The organism is Lacibacter cauensis (assembly GCF_007830055.1).
Lineage (GTDB): Bacteria > Bacteroidota > Bacteroidia > Chitinophagales > Chitinophagaceae > Lacibacter > Lacibacter cauensis.
Genome location: NZ_VLLE01000006.1, coordinates 184,972 through 207,936 on the forward strand (window position 1 = coordinate 184,972; position 22,965 = coordinate 207,936).

At 41.9% G+C, this 22,965-nt stretch carries 19 protein-coding genes and 1 tRNA gene; 10 read left to right on the forward strand and 10 right to left on the reverse strand.

Annotated features, from left to right (window positions below; translation table 11 throughout):
• Window positions 1–64: 64 nt before the first annotated feature.
• The 10 genes from IQ13_RS17425 to IQ13_RS17470 all read left to right on the forward strand — a co-directional run bounded on the left by IQ13_RS17425 (window position 65) and on the right by IQ13_RS17470 (window position 11,358).
• A complete protein-coding gene (locus tag IQ13_RS17425; protein WP_144887912.1) occupies window positions 65–889 on the forward strand; it encodes an alpha/beta fold hydrolase in 825 nt (274 codons plus the stop codon).
• On the forward strand, window positions 886–3,534 hold the full coding sequence (locus IQ13_RS17430) for a PKD domain-containing protein (protein WP_144887913.1): 2,649 nt from the start codon (window positions 886–888) through the stop codon (window positions 3,532–3,534). Before IQ13_RS17425 ends, IQ13_RS17430 begins: the two co-directional genes overlap by 4 nt.
• Before the next feature lie 211 nt (window positions 3,535–3,745).
• Window positions 3,746–4,177, forward strand: coding sequence for a hypothetical protein (locus IQ13_RS17435; protein WP_144887914.1), 432 nt, complete (start codon window positions 3,746–3,748; stop codon window positions 4,175–4,177).
• A 171-nt stretch (window positions 4,178–4,348) separates the two neighbouring features.
• The gene (locus tag IQ13_RS17440) at window positions 4,349–4,645 is read left to right on the forward strand and encodes a hypothetical protein (protein ID WP_144887915.1); all 297 of its coding nucleotides are present in this window, start codon (window positions 4,349–4,351) and stop codon (window positions 4,643–4,645) included.
• A gap of 229 nt (window positions 4,646–4,874) precedes the next feature.
• Window positions 4,875–6,206 carry a Gfo/Idh/MocA family protein gene (locus IQ13_RS17445; protein WP_144887916.1) on the forward strand — a complete coding sequence of 444 codons (1,332 nt, stop codon included), beginning with the start codon at window positions 4,875–4,877 and terminating at the stop codon, window positions 6,204–6,206.
• A gap of 150 nt (window positions 6,207–6,356) precedes the next feature.
• On the forward strand, window positions 6,357–6,890 hold the full coding sequence (locus IQ13_RS17450) for a hypothetical protein (protein ID WP_144887917.1): 534 nt from the start codon (window positions 6,357–6,359) through the stop codon (window positions 6,888–6,890).
• A gap of 168 nt (window positions 6,891–7,058) precedes the next feature.
• Entirely contained in the window at window positions 7,059–8,360 is a 1,302-nt protein-coding gene (locus IQ13_RS17455) for a glycerate kinase type-2 family protein (protein ID WP_144887918.1), read from the forward strand.
• A gap of 132 nt (window positions 8,361–8,492) precedes the next feature.
• Window positions 8,493–9,869, forward strand: coding sequence for a Gfo/Idh/MocA family protein (locus IQ13_RS17460; RefSeq protein WP_199758303.1), 1,377 nt, complete (start codon window positions 8,493–8,495; stop codon window positions 9,867–9,869).
• Window positions 9,870–9,920: 51 nt separating this feature from the next.
• A complete protein-coding gene (locus tag IQ13_RS17465) occupies window positions 9,921–10,679 on the forward strand; it encodes an SDR family NAD(P)-dependent oxidoreductase (RefSeq protein ID WP_144887919.1) in 759 nt (252 codons plus the stop codon).
• 193 nt (window positions 10,680–10,872) lie between these two features.
• Window positions 10,873–11,358, forward strand: a complete 486-nt coding sequence (locus IQ13_RS17470) for a hypothetical protein (protein WP_144887920.1) — start codon at window positions 10,873–10,875, stop codon at window positions 11,356–11,358.
• Window positions 11,359–11,532: 174 nt separating this feature from the next.
• Here IQ13_RS17470 and IQ13_RS17475 read toward each other — a convergent pair whose 3' ends face one another.
• From IQ13_RS17475 to cysI, 10 genes are all read right to left on the reverse strand, one after another.
• On the reverse strand, window positions 11,533–12,708 hold the full coding sequence (locus IQ13_RS17475) for an O-succinylhomoserine sulfhydrylase (protein ID WP_144887921.1): 1,176 nt from the start codon (window positions 12,706–12,708) through the stop codon (window positions 11,533–11,535).
• 92 nt (window positions 12,709–12,800) lie between these two features.
• Window positions 12,801–14,024 (reverse strand): sterol desaturase family protein, encoded by a 1,224-nt coding sequence (locus IQ13_RS17480; RefSeq protein WP_199758304.1) that lies wholly within the window; start codon window positions 14,022–14,024, stop codon window positions 12,801–12,803.
• A gap of 7 nt (window positions 14,025–14,031) precedes the next feature.
• On the reverse strand, window positions 14,032–14,355 hold the full coding sequence (locus IQ13_RS17485; RefSeq protein WP_144887922.1) for a carboxypeptidase regulatory-like domain-containing protein: 324 nt from the start codon (window positions 14,353–14,355) through the stop codon (window positions 14,032–14,034).
• 10 nt (window positions 14,356–14,365) lie between these two features.
• A complete protein-coding gene (locus tag IQ13_RS17490) occupies window positions 14,366–15,250 on the reverse strand; it encodes an aldo/keto reductase (RefSeq protein WP_144887923.1) in 885 nt (294 codons plus the stop codon).
• The gene (locus IQ13_RS17495; protein WP_144887924.1) at window positions 15,247–16,008 is read right to left on the reverse strand and encodes a DUF2490 domain-containing protein; all 762 of its coding nucleotides are present in this window, start codon (window positions 16,006–16,008) and stop codon (window positions 15,247–15,249) included. The genes IQ13_RS17490 and IQ13_RS17495 overlap by 4 nt, the downstream gene beginning before the upstream one ends.
• Before the next feature lie 14 nt (window positions 16,009–16,022).
• A tRNA-Cys gene (locus tag IQ13_RS17500) sits at window positions 16,023–16,093 on the reverse strand.
• Window positions 16,094–16,167: 74 nt separating this feature from the next.
• Window positions 16,168–18,750: a TonB-dependent receptor gene (locus tag IQ13_RS17505; protein WP_144887925.1), complete on the reverse strand. Its 2,583-nt coding sequence runs from the start codon at window positions 18,748–18,750 to the stop codon at window positions 16,168–16,170.
• Window positions 18,751–19,055: 305 nt separating this feature from the next.
• Complete coding sequence (locus tag IQ13_RS17510; protein ID WP_144887926.1) at window positions 19,056–20,543, reverse strand: TSUP family transporter; 1,488 nt, start codon at window positions 20,541–20,543, stop codon at window positions 19,056–19,058.
• On the reverse strand, window positions 20,530–21,201 hold the full coding sequence (locus tag IQ13_RS17515) for a DUF2490 domain-containing protein (RefSeq protein WP_158637431.1): 672 nt from the start codon (window positions 21,199–21,201) through the stop codon (window positions 20,530–20,532). Before IQ13_RS17515 ends, IQ13_RS17510 begins: the two co-directional genes overlap by 14 nt.
• Before the next feature lie 18 nt (window positions 21,202–21,219).
• Window positions 21,220–22,884 carry an assimilatory sulfite reductase (NADPH) hemoprotein subunit gene (cysI, locus tag IQ13_RS17520; protein WP_144887928.1) on the reverse strand — a complete coding sequence of 555 codons (1,665 nt, stop codon included), beginning with the start codon at window positions 22,882–22,884 and terminating at the stop codon, window positions 21,220–21,222.
• Window positions 22,885–22,965: the final 81 nt, after the last annotated feature.

A 22,965-nucleotide genomic window follows, 5' to 3' on the forward strand; every position in this document is an offset into this window, starting at 1 on the left:
CGTAAAATTGGTCCCGTTCACCGGTAAACTTCATGCGGGGCCGGTATTTTTTGTATTTTACCGCATGCAACAAAAGGCAGAGCAACAAACACTAACCGTTTCTTATACCTGTATTGGCAAAGGCGATCCCATTGTGTTGATTCATGGCTTTGGTGAAGATCATCGCATCTGGCAAAAACAATGGACTGTATTGCAAAACGAACATAAAGTAGTACTCCCCGATTTACCCGGTACCGGCGAATCTACATTGAACAGTGCAACGCTCACCATCGACTCCATGGCAGAAGCCATTAAACTGATGCTGGATGAAGAAGAGATTACAACCTGCATTATGCTGGGTCATTCTATGGGAGGATATGTTACACTGGCATTTGCAGAAAAATATCCCGAACGGTTGCAGGCATTTGGTTTAATCCATTCTACTGCCTATGCCGATAGTGATGAAAAAAAAGAAGCACGCAACAAATCCATTGCGTTTATTCAGGAACACAGCGCATACGAATTCATCAAAGCCACTATACCAAACCTTTTTGCTGCAACGTTTAACAGAACTAACAGTGCAGAAGTGCAGAAGTTAACTGCGCAGGGTAAACAGTTTACAGCCGACACATTGATTGCGTATTACAAAGCCATGATCAACCGGCCCGACCGTACAGCTGTTTTACAGCAAACAAAAGTACCTGTACTCATGTTTATTGGCGAAGAAGACAAAGCGGTGAACCCTGCCGATGCATTGGCACAAAGTGCATTGCCCAATGTATGCATGGTACAACACATACCGGGTATTGCACACATGGGTATGCTTGAAGCACCAACAGCACTCAATGAAACAATCACAGCGTTTATAACAACCGTCAACACACTTACCAAAGATTCTGTTACTGCATGAAGCGTTTATTGTTGATATTCTTTTTACTGCTATCCATCCATCAATTACAGGCAGGGCATATTTCCGGTGGCGAAATGTATTACAGTTATGTTGGTCCGGGCAGCAATGGCGGCAGCATCTTTCGTATAACTCTGCGCTTGTTTCGTGATTGTAATCCACTCAACAACACCGGCGGTGCACAGCTTGCCCCCTTACCTACCAGTGTGGTCATGGGTATTTTCAACAGGGGAAGTAACTCTGCTTACTTAGACAGTGTATTGGTACAACGCACCAGTTTTACAACACTCTCACTGCAAAATCCGTTCAGCTGTATCATTAATGCACCACCTGTTTGTTACGAAGTGGGTTTGTACAGTTTACAAATAGATTTACCATCGAGTGTACAAGGTTACACGGTTGCATTTCAAACCTGTTGCCGTATCAATGGTTTATCGAATGTTACCGGGCAAAGTATTGGAGCAACCTACGTAACCAATATACCCGGTACAGCACAACTCGGCAACGAAACCAATTCAAGCCCTGTATTCAATGTACAGGATACTGTGCTTATCTGCCGCAGCAAACGATTTACATTACCGTTCGGTGCAAAAGATCCTGACGCAACAGATTCTCTCAGCTATAGTTTTTGCGATGCCTACAACAGTGCAGGCATTACCAGTGCAGCAACAGTAAAACCGTTTAATCCACCTTACGGTTCGCTTACCTATGCTGCAGGTTATAGCGGTTCAACACCCTTAGGTTCAGGTGTAACCATCGATCCACGCACCGGTGTTATTTCAGGCGTTGCACCGGTGGGTATTCCCAATCCGAATGGCGCTTCTTTCTTTGTCGTGAATGTATGTATTACCGAATGGCGCAGAGGCGTCATCATTTCGCAACACCGCAAAGATTTTACCGTTCGTATTTCCGATTGCGATTTTGCAGATGCTGAACTGCCTTTGGAAAACCGCACCTGCGATGGCTTTACACAAACCTTTCAGAACTTAACACCCAGCAGTGAAATACGCACCTGGTATTGGGATTTTGGTGTAGGCACCTCCACTACCGATACATCAACGCAAAGTATTCCAACGTACACGTATGCCGATACCGGCAAATACAAAATCATGTTGATTGTAAACCGTGGTGAAATTTGTACCGATACATCGTACTCCGATATTTATGTGTACCCCGGTTTCTTCCCCGACTTTAATGCATACGATGGCTGTAAGAATGTACCCATCCAGTTTACCGATCGTACCACATCGGTCTATGGTTCACCCAACTCTTGGAAATGGGATTTTGGGAATCCGTCTGTGTTAAACGATACATCGCTGTTGCGCAATCCGCAATACACCTACCCCAATCTCGGTACCTACCAGGTGAGGCTTATTGCAGGATCAACCAAAGGATGTTTAGATACCATTACCAAGCCTGTTGTGATTACCGATAAGCCTGCTATTCAACTCACGAACGATACACTTATTTGTTCCATTGACACCTTGCAGTTAAATGCTGCCGGGCAAGGAACCTTTGCATGGACACCATCGTACAACATCAGCAACCAGAACATCGGCAATCCGTTGGTAAGTCCCGACAGGCCTACAAAATATTTTGTTACACTTACACTGGCGCCGGGTTGTTTCAATACCGATTCAGTTTTTGTAAATGTGGTTGATTCGGTTACATTAATTGCGCCCAACGACACCACCATCTGTCGTGGCGATTCCATTACACTGCGACCGGGTGGTGATGGCTTGCTATTTTCCTGGACACCCGTTAACCAGTTCCGGAATCCCACTGCAAAAAATCCAGTCGTAACACCATTGGGTGCAACCAATACCTATACCGTACTTGGATCGATCGGTAAGTGTACACAAACAGCCGATGTAGTGGTAACAACAGTACCTTACCCGATTGTAGATGCAGGACCGGATGATACGATTTGCTTTGATGATACTACAACCATTTCGGCATCGGGTGTTGCCAGCAGCTGGCTATGGTCGCCTGCACGATATGTAGGTTCGCCCACCAGGGCAACCACTACAGCGTTTCCATTAACCACAACCGATTTTGTTGTACGTGGTACCGATACACTGGGTTGTCCGAAACCGGTATTCGATACCGTTAGGGTAACAGTAATACCGCCGGTGATGGCCTTTGCAGGAAACGATACAGCAGTAGTGGTTGGTCAACCGTTACAATTAAACGGAAGCGGTGGTACAATTTATCAATGGCAGCCGCCAACGTATTTAAACAACCCCAACATTCAAAACCCCGTTGCCATTTTTGATGGATCGGTTGAGAACTTCCGCTACATCATGCTCACAACAACACCCGAAGGTTGTTTTAATTATGATACAGTGAATGTGCGCATTTTTAAAATTGCGCCCGACATTTTAGTACCCACCGGCTTTACACCTGATGGTAATAATCTAAACGATGTATTAACGCCGTTTACGGTGGGCATTGCACAGTTTCATTATTTCCGTGTGTTCAACCGTTGGGGACAGGAAGTGTTTGCCACCACCAAACAAAAAGAAGGTTGGGATGGAACATTTAAAAGTGTAAAACAAGACCCCGGTGCATTTGTGTGGATGGTAAGCGGTACCGATTATTTAGGAAGAAGAATAACCAAGAAAGGAACAGTGATATTGATACGATGAGGTTAAGATGAAAGTATACATGAAGGCGGCAGTGATGCCGCCTTTTTTGTTTGCGTTGACGATTTGGTTTTATGCGGAGTGGGGTATAATTTAGAGCTACGAGCAATGCAAGACGACCACCTAGTAGCAATATTTTTCAGTAAAATTAGATTAGAAAATTCGTTAGGATCAGGCAATCATTTCAGCAATCAAGTATGATAAAGATAAATTTATGAGTACGAATCAGGCTATTCAATATGACAAGCAAATTGATAGAGAAATTGAAAAAGCTGTTTCAAAATTCTCTCAGCATCTTATGTCCAATGCTAAGTGGGTTCGGCTAATTGACAGTCTTGTCAATAATATTGACAAAGTGAAAAAAGTTGAATTTAAGAAAGTTCAAAACGAAGTAGTTGGGGAGCTGTACTTAAATGAGGGTCTCACTTTTGGATTCGACTATTGGGAAAATGGTTTTGAAGGATGCAACTCTATTGGCGGATGGTTGATATATAAAGAAATAGAATATCTAATTTTTCCAAGAATCGTTAACACAGACAATAACATTTTGCAAGACTTAGACCAGATTGTGGAGTTAATGAACAGTATTGGACAGTTTTCAATTAACTTAAATGAAGACAGACTAAAATTAAACTGCTATCTATAACAAAAAACTGCTGTAAACAAAAGTTTTTCCGCAAGTGTTTATGTAAGTCAAATAGCGCAAGCGTCTCGCTTGCGCCTGATAACAACGAAATGATTTCGACAAAATGCACAAGTGGAACGATGGTGCTACATGAAGATCTTTCAAAAAGACTTACGCTAAAAATAGAACACAATGGAAATACCAAAAGTTAAACTGATACCTCATCCTGAGACTGATGAAGCCAAAGAAATAGTAGGATATAAATGGAACCAAATAGCAGGAACAAGGTATCACTTGGGAGGAAAACCTGAGGGGCTTAATGAAGCAGACTATCCAGTCTGTGAAAGTTGCAGTAATAAAATGACATTTTACGCACAAATAGATTCAATTGGTGACAAATTCGATCTTGCAGACTGTATGGTAATTCACAATTTTGTTTGCTTTGATTGCTTTACAGTGAAGGCTCAACTGACACAGATAAATTCATGAAATCTATTGTCATCCAAAGCTAAATCCCCAAATGGCGCAAGCATTCTCGCTTGTGCCAAATTAAAATTCTCCCTCAGCAAAATATCCAACGCCAATCCTTTTATTCTGATTAATTCAGTACCGGTACAAATAAGTTCATACAAAAAGGATATGATTTCCGTTAACCGAATCTTCGTATTTTCAGATGCACATTAAGAAACGATTGTCTTACCAAAAAAAGCAACAACCAATGACTGCCAAGAAAAACGAAATCCCAACCAACAACAGCCGCAGAGATTTCATTAAACAATCCGCCACTGCATTGGCCGGGCTTATTATTGTACCCCGTTATGTGTTAGGTGGCACCCGTCCTGATGGTTCGAAATACATTGCTCCCAGCGATATGATCTCTCTTGGATTTATTGGTTGTGGCAAGCAGGGACGCATCCTCAGCAATTACTTCTTAGCAACAAACGAAATCAGGATACTGGCAGTAAGTGAAGTGTATAACGACAAAACGGAACTGATGCTTCGTACCATCAAAAGCAACCAGGAAAAATACAAGCAGGCCGGTAACGGGCAGGACATTTCGGTGTACACGGATTTCAGAGAATTGCTTTCCCGAAAAGATATTGATGCGGTTGTTATTGCCACACCCGATCACTGGCATGCAGCAATGGCCGTACGTGCTGCTGAAGCGGGTAAAGATATCTATTGTGAAAAACCATTATCGCTTACGGTAAAAGAAGGAAGAGCCATGGTGAATGCCACACGCAAACACAAGCGTATTTTTCAAACAGGAAGCATGCAGCGTTCGTGGCCCGAATTCAGACAGGCAGTTGAACTGATCCGCAATGGTTACATCGGTGAAATAAAAAGTATTAAAGTAAATATTGGTGCACCGCCCATTGCTTATAATTTACCGGAAGAAGCTACACCTGCCGGTTTAGACTGGAAGAAATGGCTTGGGCCGAATGAATTCAAACCGTTTAATGCCGAACTGGCACCACCTGTTACAAAAGATGTTTATCCCAACTGGAGACTGTACAAAGAATTTGGTGGCGGTATGGTCACCGATTTTGGTGCACACATGTTTGATATAGCACAATGGGCATTGAATATGGACAAGAGCGGACCAGTGGAAATATTTGCTCCCGATGCTGATCATCCCGTTCTTACGTTCAAGTATAAAAACGGAGTTGTAATGACGCATGAAAAATGGGAATGGAACAATGCATTGTTATTTACCGGCACCGAAGGTGAAGTGCGGATTGGTCGTGGTAAACTGGAGACCACACCTGCATCCTTAAAAAATCAAATCATCGGTGATGTGCAAAAGCATGTATACAAAAGTGAAAATCATTACAAAGATTTTTTGAATGCAATGCGTACACGTGTAAAACCAATCTGTGATGTTGAAACCGGGCATCGTACCGCATCGGTTTGCAATATTGCGAACATTGCCTACCAACTGAAACGTCCGTTAAAATGGAATCCGAAAAAAGAAAAATTCAAAAACGATGCAGAAGCAAATGCATTGCTGGGCAGACCCATGCTGAATGAATGGGGAATAAAAATTTAAGTACACTACAGCTGAATCATTAGTAATAAAAGGCACATTCGAGATGCTTGTGCCTTTTAACAAATGAATGATTTCGGTTTATTGAACAAGTGCAACGCCTGCGTAACAAGAACAAAAGAATAATCAGCTATAATTGTTTATTTTCCATTCATGTTGAACCTTTCTGATCTTGCAGATAATCCTTCAAATGATCGTAAATTAACTGATGGAAACTGGCAATACGCAGTTGCTTGTGACCTTCATACAGATAGTACATTCTGGAACCGGGCATCATTCATCAGCTTATCGAAAGACTATGCAGCAGATGCATCTGCGGCCCTGCTCTATTTACTACAGAAAGAATCGAAAGTACTTTCGCTGTGGGAAAAACAATGGGGCGACGGCATACCAACAGCAGCCGCCTTTGTTTCAGCTTTACTGGCGTGGGGACGGTTTACAAACACAAATGGACAAAACCTTATTATTGAAAAATTCTGGAAAAGTTATATCGGAACAATAACAGCCATCACATCAGAACCCTCATTTGAATACACGGAAAAAGGTGAGAAAAAAGTGTATGCAGAAAAAATAATCAAAGAAGATATACTGCAAGTACTATGTTTTGATGACTCATGGAATGAGCAGAACTTCCTGATTGAAACAAACACAGAATGGATCCTGTTTAATTGGGTAACGATGGCCTGATTTTTATTATAACTCTTAGCAGCGTAAGTGTGCCGCTTGCAACCGAGTTTTTACCCCAAACAAATTCTTGCAATAAAAAACAAACAACAACGTACCACTAACTCAAAGCAGGCACGATATATGTTTTTGTTTCAGCAGAATTCTTTACGTTTATTCTGAGATAACAATATGCAATATCGAAATCATGCAAAAGAAATATATGCAGCAGCAGTTGCAGCAGTACAACCATCGGCGTTACTACCGCAGTACCTGCAACTGAACGGCAATGTACTGAAGGCAGGTAACAACAGCATTGCATTGGCAGAAAACAATCTCTATGTAATTGGTGCTGGCAAAGCAGCTGCAGCAATGGCACAAACAACAGAACAATTGCTTGGCCATTTTATACAAAGTGGTTTCATCAGCACCAAATACAAACATGCGGCACCGCTGCAAATCATTCAGTGCACCGAAGCTGCACATCCGGTGCCGGATGAAAACAGTATAAAAGCAATGCAGCAAACCATTGCCTTGTTGCAACAAACAAAACCCGGCGATCATATTCTTTGTTTACTCAGCGGTGGTGCTTCTGCATTGTGGGCCGATACACCTGCAGGTATTGCATTAGCAGAACTGCAGCAAACCTTTCAACTCTTGCTCAACAGCGGTGCCGATATTGCCGAAATGAATTGTGTACGCAAACATGTATCGAATAGCAAAGGTGGACAGTTATTACGTTATGCCCCGCATGCACACTGGCATACGTTCATCATCTCCGATGTGCCCGGCAATAATCTTGAAACCATTGCAAGCGGACCAACCACTACGGATCCAACAAGTTTTACTGATGCATGGAACATCATTCAACACTATCAATTAGAAAAAATAATTCCGGCATCTGTTGCACAACATTTGCAAAAAGGTATTGATGGAAGTATTGCTGAAACCATCAAACACGGCGATGCATTATTGCAACAGGCACAACACTATATCATCGGCAGCAACGAAACAGCATTACAGGCAGCTGCACACAAGGCAACCGCACTCGGCTATACCGTCTTTACATTTCCTGCATCTCTGCAGGGCGAAGCAGCAGATACTGCTGCAAGCATTGTACAACAGGCAACGGCATATAATGGCATAAGACCGGCCTGTTTTATTTATGGTGGTGAAACAACTGTAACGGTTACAGGTAAAGGCAAAGGCGGACGTAATCAACAACTGGCACTTTGTGCAACACAACACATCCAGGCAAATAACCCGATTACACTATTGGCTGCGGGTACCGATGGCACCGATGGACCAACAGATGCAGCCGGCGCATTTGCAGACAATGTTGTTGTACAACAAGCTTTGCAGCAGCAATTACATCCTGCACACTTCGTTGAACAAAACGATGCCTATACATTTTTTCAACAGACTGATGGTTTATTCATAACAGGTGCAACACAAACAAATGTGATGGATCTTGTAATTGTGTTACTTCCTTAACAATTCCTTTCCTAATTTTAAACTGCAAAACATTGCTGCAAAGAATGAACCGACTGCAAGCAACTGTTTATTACAGAAAAACATCAAACAACTGCCTGTAAGAATAATTATTTGCGTTAAAGAAGAATAACTATGTCGTTACGCCAGTTTATTGCATCCCGAAAAATATTACGTCCGGTAGAAATACTCACCAACATGGCTACCGATGGCTGGAAAGAAGTTGCAGCCTTGTTAGGTTTGGAAGATGATGTATTTCACAACCCGCTGCATAAAGAAATTGAAACACCTGTAACTGCGGTGTTGATTGGTGCAGGGCACCGTGGCACCATCTATGCAGATTATGCAACCGAAAACCCCAACGAATTGCAGATTGTTGCAGTAGCCGATAACAATTCGGAACGGAGAAGACGCTCAGCTCGTAAACATAAAATTGCAGCCGAACATTGTTATCAAGATTGGAAGGAAGTTTTCACCAAAGAAAAACTGGCTGATGCAGTGATCATTGCAACACCCGATCAGTTGCACTCTGCTCCATGCCTTGCTGCGTTGGATGCCGGATATGATGTATTGTTGGAAAAACCCATTGCACCCACAGAAGAAGAGTGCAGATTGATTTTGAAAAAAGCACAGGAGACAGGCCGCATTGTGGGTGTTTGTCATGTACTGCGTTACTCGCCTTATTTTCGTGAGTTGAAAAGTGTAATTGATGCGGGATTGATTGGCGAAATCATCAGCATCCAACACATGGAGCCCATTGAACATGTACACATGAGCCATTCGTATGTGCGTGGTAAATGGCGCAACAGTAAAATGGCAGCACCTATCATTCTTGCAAAATCATCGCACGACACCGATATTATCCGCTGGCTGGTAAACAGTCCGGTGCACGATGTGCATTGTTTCGGTAATCTGCGCTGGTTTAGAAATGCCAACGCACCCGAAGGAAGTACCGAACGTTGTACCGATGGTTGTGCTGTTGAAAGCACTTGTCCTTATTCTGCATTGCAGATCTATTACCGTGATCGTAAACGCACCTATGTATTCGATTTGCCCGAAGAGGAAGATGAACAGGCAGCCTACATTCTCGAGCAATTGAAAGTAACCGACTACGGACGTTGTGTGTATCGCATGGATAACGATCAGCCCGATCATTTAACAGTAAACATGTTGTTTGAAAACGGAACAACTGCTGCGTTTTCCATGGAAGCACATGTATCGTACGAAGGTCGTAAAACACGAATCATGGGATCGAAAGGTGATATTATCGGCGATATGGAAAGTTTTGTACTCACCGATTTTAAAACACGCAAACAAACAGCATGGAGTTTAAAAACCGATGCACATGGTGGGGGCGATCATCGACTGGTGAAAGATTGGGTACAGGCCGTTTATCAGCAAAACAAAGATCTGCTCAGCTCATCGATCGAAGTGTCGGTTGAAAGTCACCTCATGGCCTTCGGCGCCGAACGCAGCCGGCAAAACCGCACCATCGAAGACATCCGCTTATAAAAACATTCCACAGTCGCTTCGCCCAAAACAGTTTCTCTGTACATTCACAGCATGAGTAAGCTTGTTTTTATTACCGGTGCTACATCGGGTTTTGGCAAAGCTGCAGCCGAAGTATTTGCAGCCAACAATTGGAATGTGATCATAACCGGTCGTCGTGCAGATCGTTTACAGTCCATTAAAACAGAACTGGAAACAACATATGGCATCAGCGTTTATACGTTGGCGTTTGATGTACAGCAGAAAGAAGCTGTCTTCGCCACAGTTCAATCGCTGCCCGAAAACTGGCAGACCATTGATGTACTGGTGAACAATGCCGGGCTTGCACTCGGTCGTGATAATTTTGATGAAGCAGTTATGAGTGACTGGGAAACCATGATCGATACCAATATTAAAGGGCTGCTGTATGTAAGCCGAGCTGTATTACCCTACATGACCAAACGCAAACAGGGCCATATCATTAACCTTGGCTCTACTGCAGGCAAAGAGGCGTACGAAAAAGGCAATGTGTACTGCGGAAGTAAAGCAGCGGTAGACAGCATCAGCAAAGGCATGCGTATTGATCTGTTACCCCACCATATCAAAGTAACGGCTATCCACCCCGGAGCGGCAGAAACCGAGTTTTCAATGATCCGTTTTAAGGGCGATGAAAGCAAAGCTGCGGCTGTTTATGCAGGGTATATGCCCCTTTCGGCCAAGGATGTGGCTGATGTAATTTACTACTGTGCCAGCCTGCCCGCCCATGTGTGCATCAACGATCTGGTGCTTACCTGTACGGCCCAGGCCAACTCTTTTTATACCTACAAAGGCTGATTTAAAACTTTGAGGCATAATTCTTGGTATATTCAGCAGGTAAAAGTCATAAATCACCATAAGGGATAATACGTAGTAATAAAACATAGTGCTTAAAACATTCCAATATCATCTTATTCGACGTATCTTGTACAGGAAATCGTACCCAATCCTGCTGAAAAACAGCGACAAGAATTTAAAGATCCGTACAAGTATGAAAACCTTTTTCCTAATGGTGGCATGTGTCTTTACAAGCCATCTCCTCCAGGCACAAGACATCCGGCAACGCAGTTGCACCAATCAATCCATTTCACAACAGGTAGATAGTTTAAAAAAATCGTTTGAGCAAAGTGGTTTTATGGTTTTGAAAGAAGCCAGCATGACCATGGAAAGCGAATTTGAAATGCCTGTAATTGTTCCCATGACGCAGGGTGCATGGTATCACATTGTGTTTATTGGCGACCCGGGCAGCAAGATCACCGAAGTGCGCATGTACGATTACGATGAGAAGCAGGTATACTATAAAAAATTAAAACCCGAACTGGATGGCAACATCATCAGCTATGCTTATATGCCAAAGTTCAGCGAATGGCATATGATTAAGCCTGTTCAGGTTAATAAAAAGAATAAAGAGTGCTGTGGTTATATTCTCTTGTTGAAGAAAGTAAAAGGCACCAACGAAGGAATGCCCACACGCTAAATCTTGTTTTGGTTTTATCAGGTAATAACAGTCCCGTACACGCAAGTGACGGGGCTTTTTTTACGCCCGAGTCAGGCCGCTCAAAGCGGCCCGACGATAAAAGTAATGAAAGCTACTCCAAATGAGAAGAGCCACGCAAAACGTGGCTCTTCTTTTATTATTTATACTATTCTATCAGCATTTTTCCAATGCCTGTTCGATGTCTGCAATAATATCATCAATATGCTCCAACCCAACAGAAATACGCACCAGTCCATCGGTAATACCTACTGCTTTCTTTTCATCGACCGATAATTTCGAGTGGGTAGTAGATGCCGGATGCGATGCAATGGTTCTGCTGTCGCCCAGGTTATTCGTCATCGATAACATTTCCAATGCATTTAAAAACTTACGGCCGCTTTCAATACCGCCTTTCAATTCAAACGTTACAATACCTCCACCATTACTCATTTGCTTCCTTGCAATTGCATATTGCGGATGCGAGGGCAGGAACGGATATTTAACTGAATTAAGTTTGGGATTACCTTCTAAACGTTTTGCAAGCTTCAGTGCATTGTCTGCATGTTTATCCATGCGCAAGTAAAGTGTTTCTAAACTCTTGGTTAACACCCAGGCGTTAAACGGACTAAGCGAAGGACCGGTATTGCGTACAAATAAATACATTTCGTGCACCAGTTCTTTACGGCCTACTACTACTCCACCCAGCACTCTTCCTTGTCCATCGATAAACTTGGTTGCAGAATGCAACACCAGATCAGCACCGAATTTGATCGGCTGTTGCACAGCAGGTGTTGCAAAGCAATTATCTACCACAAAAAGAATGTTGTGCTTTTTACAAATAGCTGCAACATATTCCAGGTCGATGATATCTAAACCGGGGTTTGAAGGCGTTTCCACATACAACAGTTTTGTATTGGGTTTAATCAACGCTTCAATGGTTTCCGGCGCATTCATATCGAAGTAGCTCGATTCGAAACCCCACTTGGGCAAATACTTTGTAAGAATAGTATGTGTTGAACCAAATACAGCTGATGCAGAAATGATATGATCGCCTTTGCTGAGAAAGGTCATGAACGTAGAAAACACCGCAGCCATACCCGTACCTGTTGCAATCCCATCTTCTGCTCCTTCCAATGCTGCTATCTTACCAATGAACTCATCAACCGTTGGGTTGGAAAAACGGGAGTAGATGTTTACATCCAGGCTGTCATCAGAAAACGCAGCAGCCATATTCTCTGCACTGTCGTACACAAAACTGCTGGTTAAAAATAAAGGCGTACTGTGTTCCTTCTCGTTGGTACGCTTCATCTGCAATCGGATGGCATCTGTTTCCGGCTTGTACTTACTCATAATGATTGTGTGGCTAAATGAGCTGCGAAGGTAAGACCTAAAGCTGTTTCAACCCCAAGCCAATCGATGCTTTTAGCGGTATTATATTGCCGTTACGAACGAATGGAAGTATAGAGATAACCATTGTATCGTTGGCCGATTGTTTTGTAAAAAAGCAGCAGCACTGTGAGCAATAATAAAATGAGGATGCTGATGCTGTAAGATGGGTAGCAGAAATAAATAAAAATTCCCGCCAGGCCTATACGGGCATATTCAAGAAAAACGATCCACCGGCGTTGCTCCAGCATAGCGCCTGTTGTAATTACACTTAAAATAATAAACAAAGCAGCGGTGACTAATTGTAAAAGCTGTAGGTAGTGTTCAAAAAGAATAACAGCAAAAAGCAACAGTAAGGAAATAATTGTTTGCCACTTGATATAATTACGTACTGCTTTTGTTTGCGACAGTTCGTATTCCTTACGTGAGAATTTTCTTTCCAGACCGGATCGGATTCGAGCATCAATATCATCGGGTTTTCCAAAAATACTCCGCCACTTTCCTTTTATAGTTGCAGCACGTTTAAACGATACCAGTATTTCCAGTATGAAATGAAAATGCTGCCATAAAAAACTATGGCTGTTCAATGGTTTGGTTAATCCGTATGTTGGCTGCTCTTCTTCTTTTGCAAAAGTGCCAAAGAGTTTATCCCAAATGATGAGTACATCACCATAATTTTTATCGAGGTACTGCGGATTAGAGCTGTGATGCACCCGGTGATGTGAGGGTGTTACAAACAAATATTCGAGCCAGCCCAATTTACCTACCAGCTGTGTATGAGTGAAGAATGGATACGCACCATGAATTAACAGCAGCGTTGTAATCATCTGCGGCGGAAAGCCCAGCAAAGGTAAAAATGCCCAGAACAAACTACGGGCAGCTGATTGCAATACGGTTATGCGTGCTGCCACCGTATAATTAAAATCATCACTTTGATGATGGACTACATGCAAACTCCAAAACAGGTTTACCTCATGCCCAAACCGGTGATACCAATACCACAACAAATCGGTAAACAGAAACAAGGCGATCCACGTAAACCAGTTCGGCTTTATATCAAACAAAGCAAAATTCGTATGTATCCAGGCAAAGAAATAATAAAACAGACCTGTTGTAAATAAATCGCTCAGCCGTTCGGCAATACCAACGTTTACATTGGCAACAGCTTCATCGAAGGTAAATAACTGCTGCTGATTTCTTTTTACAGCTACCGCATACTCCAGCAACATAAACCCTGTAAACAATGGAACAGCCAACGCAAGGTAATTCAACTGCATCATTCAAACATTAATTAAGTGGCGTTAATGTTACTTTTAAGAGATCGGTTTCGCTTGCGACCCTAACCTTCACCGGTTTATACAACTTATGTTCAACGGTTACGGTAAGCGGAAACAGATTCCATGTTTTAAAATAAAAATCACCTTTTGCAGAACTAAACACTTCTTCTTCGCCCCGGATAATAAACACATGCGCTCCCCGTACAGGCTTTCCTGTTTCACTATCGATTACCTGGCCTTTTACAACCGCCGGTAAAAAATTCACTATTTCTGCAGAGGAAAAAATCATAAAAAAGAAGGTAAACAGTGTAAGTGTTACAAATCTGATTTTCATAAAAAGCTATTTATTCTTTTGAAGCAGCATACAGTTCATACCAATCCTGATGATCGAGATCAATTTCAAATGCTTTGGCAATATTGCGTATGCGTTGTTCATTACTTGATCCAATAAGAGGCAATGCGCCCAGTTTTGTAAGCCATGCAATCGCAACCGATTCAAAATGCACGTTGTATTTCTGTGCAAGTTCCTCCAGCTTTGCCCTTACACGCAACGGCACACGCTCTGTACTTTCGGCAATTCTTCCTTCGGCTAATGGTGCAGTAGCTAATGGACGAATGTATTTCTGCTTAATGTAGTCGATCTGTCCGTTATCAAATGCTGTCGTATTAAGCAGGTTCAACTCAATATGATTCGTAACAATTGGCACATGTAAATAAGAACTGAGCAGTTGATGCTGAAACACAGAAAAATTTACAACACCAATATTCTTGATCTTTCCACTATCTTTTAAACGGCGCAATGTTAGAGCAGTTTCTTCCAGATCGGATAAAGGATCAAGGCCGTTTAGTAAAAACACATCGAGATAATCAGTCTGCAGATCCTTTAGGGACTGCTCAACACTCGCAAGAATATGTTTGCTTGAAGTATTATAATGTGCTACACGTATTTCCGGCTTTGTCGGGTGTGGCACATTGTATCCACATTTACTGAAGAGAACAATATCTTCTCTTTTTATAGATGATGATTTAATTACATGGCCAAATACAGTTTCTGCCTGGTAACCGCCATACACATCTGCATGATCGAATGTATTAATGCCCAGCTCAAGGCTTAACTGCACAATACGTTCTACATTTTTTACTGTTACCTCTTCTTCTTTCCAACGATAAAAACCGTAAATAGCCGGTGAAACTTTCGGGCCTGAATCGCTTAAATAAATCTTATTCATGATTTCGTTGTTTTCTTTCTTAAATCGAGTTGATGAAAATAAAATACCCTTGCGACGTGTAGATTTCGGTATTTATTACCTGCCGCCTGTTGCTGATATAAATTCATATAACCAAACTGCAGATTGTCGTGGGTATTAATGTGATAATGAAAGCCCGCAAAAAACCGATTCTGATCGTAAACATTATACGTAATTTCTCTGCCTGCATTTATAAATAGTTCATTTGACAGTACAAACGAAAAACTTCCTGGCTTAAAAGGTATTTTTCGGTTTAATGCAAATTGCGACAGAATATTATAACGTAACCGGAAGTTGAAATTATACCCATCTGCCAATGCATCATCATTTAATATTTTTCGCCGAAAGCGTTCTTCCAGCCGAATCCACTGCATAAGTTTAATACGTGGATACTTCGAATGAAATTGTAACTGCTGCCATGGTCGATGTTCCGGCTGAGAAATATTTTTATGATTATCTGCCGGGAAATGATTGATATAAGCATAACCGGCTGTAAGCTTTAAATCATTCGATAAATAATAGGTGATGCCCGGCCTCACTACAATCTGCGAAAGATTGTTGAAAAAATTTTCTTTTGTTCGTATGTGTACATCAGCCCATATACCCCACTTGTTATTAAATCTTGTTTGATTGAAATAACCTGTCCAAAACTGCTCTTCTTCTGCAATTATTTTCTGTTGCGCATTTCCATACTGCGCTGCAAAAAAAGTAACAACGGTAAAAGCAAGTATCTGTTTCATTTTTATTTGTATTGACGCTGCAGTCGGATTCGAACCGACGTAAAAAGTTTTGCAGACTTTCACCTCACCACTCGGCCATACAGCTGTTTTAAAAGCATCCCGAAGAATCGGGACGCTGCTTTGTTACGATTGCTTATTGCTTAGGAAAAACTGAACTTTTTAAAATGAGTAACGTAATGTAATGCCGTATGTCACCTGATCGCCAAGTACAGCAGCGTAATGACCTGCATTACCACCTGCCGGCAACAGTTGCTCATAGTAGTTTTTATTAAAAATATTTCTACCCCAGACAAAAGCAGAGAAGCCATTGTTTGTTGCACGGAAACCAACCCGACCGTTCACCAACGTATATCCATCAATATTGAGGTAAGCCGATGGAGACGGGCTCGATGAAAACGATGAGCGATAAAAACTTTCCAATGCAATAAAGAATTTTGCAGGCTTATCTAAAAATGTAGTTGGATTTGTAAACTCTCCACCCAATGAACCCGACCACTTTGAAATACCGGGCAGTACACCACCGGAAATATCTTTAAACGCTTTTTGCACACCATTTTCAGTTAATCCTGTTTCTTCAAGTGGAAGAGGTGCATTCGTAAACTTTACATACTTCGCATCAGTATACGTTATCGCACCATAGAATAAGAAATGACTGTTTACTTTATAGTTTGCATCTGCTTCAAAACCCTTTACATTCACTTCCTCTGCATTAGCAATATAACCACGGTTAACACCTAACTCTGCAGACTGTACATTCGTTTGATAATTTTTAATATTCGTATTATGGAAAATCAGGTTGAAAATAAAATTTTCAGCAGGGTTGGTTTTAACACCCAACTCTATATGCTTTACATCTTCCGGCTTAATCACCGCAAGGTTGGTAGCAGCCGCACCATTTACAGTTGGTAAACCGGCTACGTTTACACCCACCGGCTTAAAGCTGGTTGAGTAAGTTGCAAATGCATTAATAAACTTGTTGGCCCTGTAAGAAATTGTAAGTTGATAAGTAAGATTATTTTCTTCCGCATTGGCTACATACGACTGGCTGGTGTAAACACCATTTTTAAATCCTTGCAACGTTGTTTTCTGAGCGGTTGTACCATTATAAGTGGCCGTGTCTAAACCACCTGATGCAACACGGTTATAAACAACATCTTTCTTATCGTAATTATAACGCAAGCCTGGTAAAATGTGAAGCCCCTCTGCAACTTCCCAATCAATATTTGTGAATACAGCCGCACTTTTCGATTTTATCGAAGCCTTTGTATTAATTCCAAATCCTTCAAATAAACCGGGTGTTTGCCAGAGCGCACTTGTGGAGCTTTGCGAAAAACGCCATTGTGCCGAACCGGATTCTTCTGTACCGTTAATCTTCACTTCCTGATCGATATAGAACAAACCAATAACACCACTCAGACGTGAAGAGATTTGGCCGGCATAACGAACTTCCTGCGACCAGTTTTGATGCTTCGCCGGATTTTGCGATTTTGCCAAAGCCTGTAACCCTGTAAAGTCTCTGTCGTTTGAAGGATCCCAATTCCAATAGCGCCATGCGGTTGTTGAAGTAAGCGTTCCGGGACCTATTTTACGTTCGATATTTAACGAAACACCTCCTAAATCATTACCGGAATTCCAGGGAACATCATGATCAATTTTACGATCAAATGCATTACGGCTTGGCAACTGATAATTTAAGGCTTTGATGATTGAATCGAACTGACGGTAACCGGGGCGTTTGGTTTGTACCACACCTGCTACTACTTGTGCATAACCATCCGGACGTTGACGGGATAAATCTGCAGCAAGTATCATGGATGTATTGGTTGATGGCTTGAACAATAACTGACCACGGAAGCCAAGGTTATTAATATCGTTGGTGTATTTTCCTGTACGTACATTTTCAATTAATCCATTACGTTGTGTACCGGAAAACGAAAGACGTCCTGCAATTTTTTTGGTAAGAGCACCCGTTATTGAACTCTTCGCCTGTATGTAACCATAGTTACCATAACTCACTTCAAAATTTGCACCAGGATTAAAACTGGGTTTGCGTGTAGTAATGTTGAATGCACCGGAAGTTGTATTCTTTCCAAACAATGTTCCTTGCGGGCCACGTAATACTTCTATCTGTTCAATGTCAATAAAATCAAGTGTAGCTGCAGCAGGTCGTGCATAATACACGCCGTCAACATAAAAACCTACGCCTGGGTCAAGACCATCATTTGTAAGACCGAACGGAGAACCTAACCCACGGATATTAATACCTGTATTACGAGGATTGGATGTATACAGCTGTACGCTTGGTATAAGTTCCTTTAAACGGTTTACATTAAAAGCGCCGGCATTGTCAACCTGCGAACCACCAATTACAGAAATAGCAATAGGCACATTCTGTGCAGTTTCAATTCTGCGTCGTGAAGTAATCACTACTTCCGATAACTGACTATTTTCAATCAACAGAATATTCAATACACTGTCTTTTAATTCTGCTATTACCACTTCACTTGGTGAGTAGCCGGCAGAAGTTATTTGTAAGGTAAACGGTAATTGCTTCGGTGCAGGAATTGTAAATTGCCCTTTACCATCCGCCACGGTAAAAACGGTTGAACCAACTATTTTAATCGTAGCCGATTCCACAGCTATTCCTTTTCCATCTTTAATAACGCCTTTTAAAACACTTTGACTTCGGACGGTGAGTGTTGCAACAGTGAGCAACAATACAAAAAGTAAACTCTTTCTCATTTTTTCAATTAGTTTAAACAATAAGTAGTTCGTGCCACACGGTGTAAGCCGGTGCAGCTGTTAAGTAATGCTATATGGAACAATGGTTAACAGGCAAAGGCACAACATCGGGTAGCCGATGTAAACCGCATGACCAGGTGAGCATTAAAGGGAGTAATTTGTTTCATTTACCCTACAAATTTAGTAGAGTATTATATCCCTACCAAATTAATAGACTTTTATTTTCCATTAATGTATTGCATTAAAAGAAAAAGGGCGGAAAAACGAGTTCGTTTTTCCGCCCTTTAATTAAGAGTACCGATTACTTAAAACACTTTTACAAGAATGCGCAGACTCCAGATAATCACTAAAATTCCCAAACAGAAAAAGGCCGTTTTCTTTGGCATTTTACCAGCCAACTTTGCTGCTATTGGTGCTGCAACAAAGCCACCCAGCATTAAAGCAACGATTACCTGCCAATGTGTAACACCTAATAAGGTAAAAAATGTAAATGCACTTGCCAGTGTTACAAAAAACTCCGTTAAGCTTACCGAACCAATTACATACTTGGGGCTACGGCCTTTGTTTATAAGCGTGGTGGTAACCAAGGGTCCCCAGCCGCCTCCGCCGAACGAATCTAAAAAACCACCGGCACCTGCGAGCGCACTGTAGTGTTTGAATTTCTTTTGCTGCCGTTGCTCACGAAATGCATTGATTAAAAACTTCACCCCAAGAAATAATGTGTAACAAGCAAGTAATGCACGTAACCAGATAGCATCTTTATTACCCAGCCAGGTTAACAATACAGCACCAAGTATAGCACCAATAACACCGGGTATCACCAATGCTTTGAACAGCTTTTTATTTACGTTTCCAAATTTGTAGTGACTGTAACCAGAAGCTGCACTTGAAAACACTTCAGCTGTATGTACAGCCCCGCTGATAGCTGCCGGACTAACACCTGCCGACAACAAAACGGTTGCACTGGTTACACCATAACCCATTCCTAAAGCTCCATCAACAAGCTGTGCAAGAAAACCTGCCAACATTAACCAATGAAAATTTTTATCGAGTGTTTGATACCATGCTGCAGTATCCGTAGCAATTTGCCGGAAAGGGATGTATGAAAAAATGAAATGACCCACCAGCATAAATGCAAAAGCAAGCAACGAATAGGTTGCAACTTTTTTCCATTTCTTCTCTGTACCAATACGATCGTTCTCCACCAATACTTTTGTAATGGAGTTGAGCTTTTTTACTTTGTATTCAAAATTTCCATTGAGCTTATTGCGAACCTTGTGCAGATTTTCAATCACTTCATCCAACTCATCGGGCAATGCATCGTGCAATACTTCTTTAATGCGCTTGGCCGCAGTAGGCGATTTACCGTTTGTTGAAATTGCTACTTTTAAATTTCCCTTCTGCACAATACTACCCAGGTAAAAATCGCAGAGATCAGGTGTATCGGCCACATTCACCAATAATCCTTTGGCTTTTGCCAGCACTCTTACCTCTTCATGAAGTTTACGATCATCTGTAGCAAGTATAACAAGGTCTTTCTGTTCCAGATCAGTTTCTTCAAATGCTTTTTGTACAATTTCGCAAGAGGGATGCTTCCACACCAACCGCCGTACTTCTTCTTTAACAACCGGCGCAACAATGGTTACTGCAGCATTGGGCGAATTAGCAAGCAACGAATGCAGTTTTTCCAAACCCACATTACCGGCACCTACCAGTAACACACGCAACTCTTCCAGTTTTAAGAAAACAGGATATAAGTTATTTTTTGTTGTAACCGGATTAGTTGTTTCCATTAATTCCTATGCTTTTTTGAAAAATGATTGCTACAATGTTTTGCGATGAGCTAGCAGAACGATACTGCCAAATGTAGGAAAACTGCAGTTGTGTTTGCTTTTTCATAGCGCAAACCAAAGACCCAATAATGCGGTTTTGATTAAACTTCATTTTGCTATTGCTCAGTTGTTGCATGTATTCATCTGCCAGCTGTACCTGCAGCTTTCCGGTTGGAGCATACACCAGGGCACTACGATAACGAAAACGGGTAGCATAAAATGCTGCCCGAACTTCAGTCGCCTCAAAAAAACGTTGCTCCAAACGAAAACGACTCTGGACCCTCCATGTTTTCTGTTGATCAGTTTGATGGACCACTTCCTGCCACAGCCTGTTTTCCTGTCCAAATTCATTGTCCTCTTTCTTGTAACTCACCCGAGTGAAAAATAAGGCACCGCCTGCAGCCGCATTCCAATGCTGATTAAAAAAATGACGGATGCCGGTACGATACAAAGCCTGGTGTGGCAATACACTTACGCCATTGGTTCGATAGCCCGCATCGTTATGCCATTGCCAGTGATCGTTTTTACCAAAATGAACCGGTACTGCAACACCCACCCACATTTCTGCCGGCGGATCCTGTGCAAACAGATTTACACTTACGAAGAATGCTGCTATCAATAACCAATACTTCACTGCTTAATTCAAGATCCATTTACGGTAAGAAAAATCGCCGAAGGTTTCATGTTCATTGCGCTCGGCTTTGTACACCGCAAACAATTCATCGAGTGTAATCAAAATCTGTTCTTCGTTCAGGCTTTCTTTGAATTTGGTATTCAACCGTTCACCTTCCCGATCGCCACCAATATGCAAATTATAATGACCGTAAGCAGTACCGATAAATCCAATCTCCGATGCGCTTGAACGGCCGCAACCATTGGGGCAACCCGTCATACGCAGAATGATTTCATCCTTTTCCAATCCATGCTTTGCAAGCAATGGCTCGATCTTATCAATCAATGTGGGCAAATAACGCTGTGCTTCGGCTAATGCAAGCGGACAAGTATTAAATGCCACACATGCAATCGCATTCTTACGCAATACACCTGCATTCTCGGTATGTGCATCGAGTTTAAACTGTTGCAGTAATGTATCAATGGCAGGCTTATCTGATTCCAGGACATCAGCAATAATTACATTCTGGTTACCGGTAAAACGGAAATTTGCTTTTCCTGTTTTTGCAATTTCAAGCAATGCCGTTTTCATGGCTACCTGCTCATCATCCAGCACACGACCATTTTCTACAAACAGTGTGAAATACCATTTGCCCTGGTGATTTTGTTTCCAGCCATAATGATCTTTACGTGAAGTGAATGTGTATGGTTTGATTGCGCCGAGTTTAAAACCGCAACGCTTTTCCAGTTCTTCTTTTAACCCTTCAACAGTTAAACGATCGATGGTGTATTTCAAGCGTGCCAGTTTACGATCGCTTCTGTTACCATAGTCACGCTGTATGGTGATGACTTCGTAAACAGCTTTCAATGTTTGCTCAACCGTAACAAAACCCAACACGGTTGCCAAACGTGCATAGGTGTTTGGGTTACCATGTGTTGAACTTAAACCACCGCCTGCTGCAATATTGAAACCAATAAGTTTGTTGTTTTCGATCACTGCAATTAAACCCACATCATTGGTTAATACATCTACATCATTGTTTGGCGGAATAGCAATACCAATTTTAAATTTACGTGGCAGGTAACGCTCCTGGTATAAAGGATCTTCTTCTGTTTTCTCTACCAGCTTTTCCTGGTCGAGCCACACTTCGTAATACGATCTCGTTTTGGGCAAAGCCATTACACTGATCTTATCTGCAAACGCAAATACTTCCTCATGAATTTCCGATTCGAACGGATGTGCACTGCAGGTTACATTCCGGTTCACATCACCACAGGCAGCAATCGAATCAAGACCGGCAAGATTAAAAGAAGAAATAGTTGGTTTAATATGCGATTTTAAAATACCATGCAGCTGAACTGTCTGGCGAGTTGTGATCTTGATGGTACCTGTTGAATGTTCGCCTGCAACATTATGCAAGGCAACCCATTGCTCGGGTGTTAAAAAACCACCGGGCAAACGCAAACGGATCATGTACGAATACAACCATTCTAACTTTTTTGCAGAGCGTTCTTCCCTGCGGTCACGATCATCCTGTTGGTACATACCATGAAACTTGATCAACGATTGATCATCTTCATACAACGCACCGGTTAAGCCATCCTGCAGGCTTTCTTTCAACGTTCCTCTTAAACCTTCACTCGCTGTTTTAATACGTTCTACAGGAGATAAATTATTTTTTTCGCTCATTATATTTTGTTTGTCCGAAAGTCGGCAAGTCCGTAAGACGGGAAGAAACACTCCGAACTTTCATTATTCTATCGGGCTATC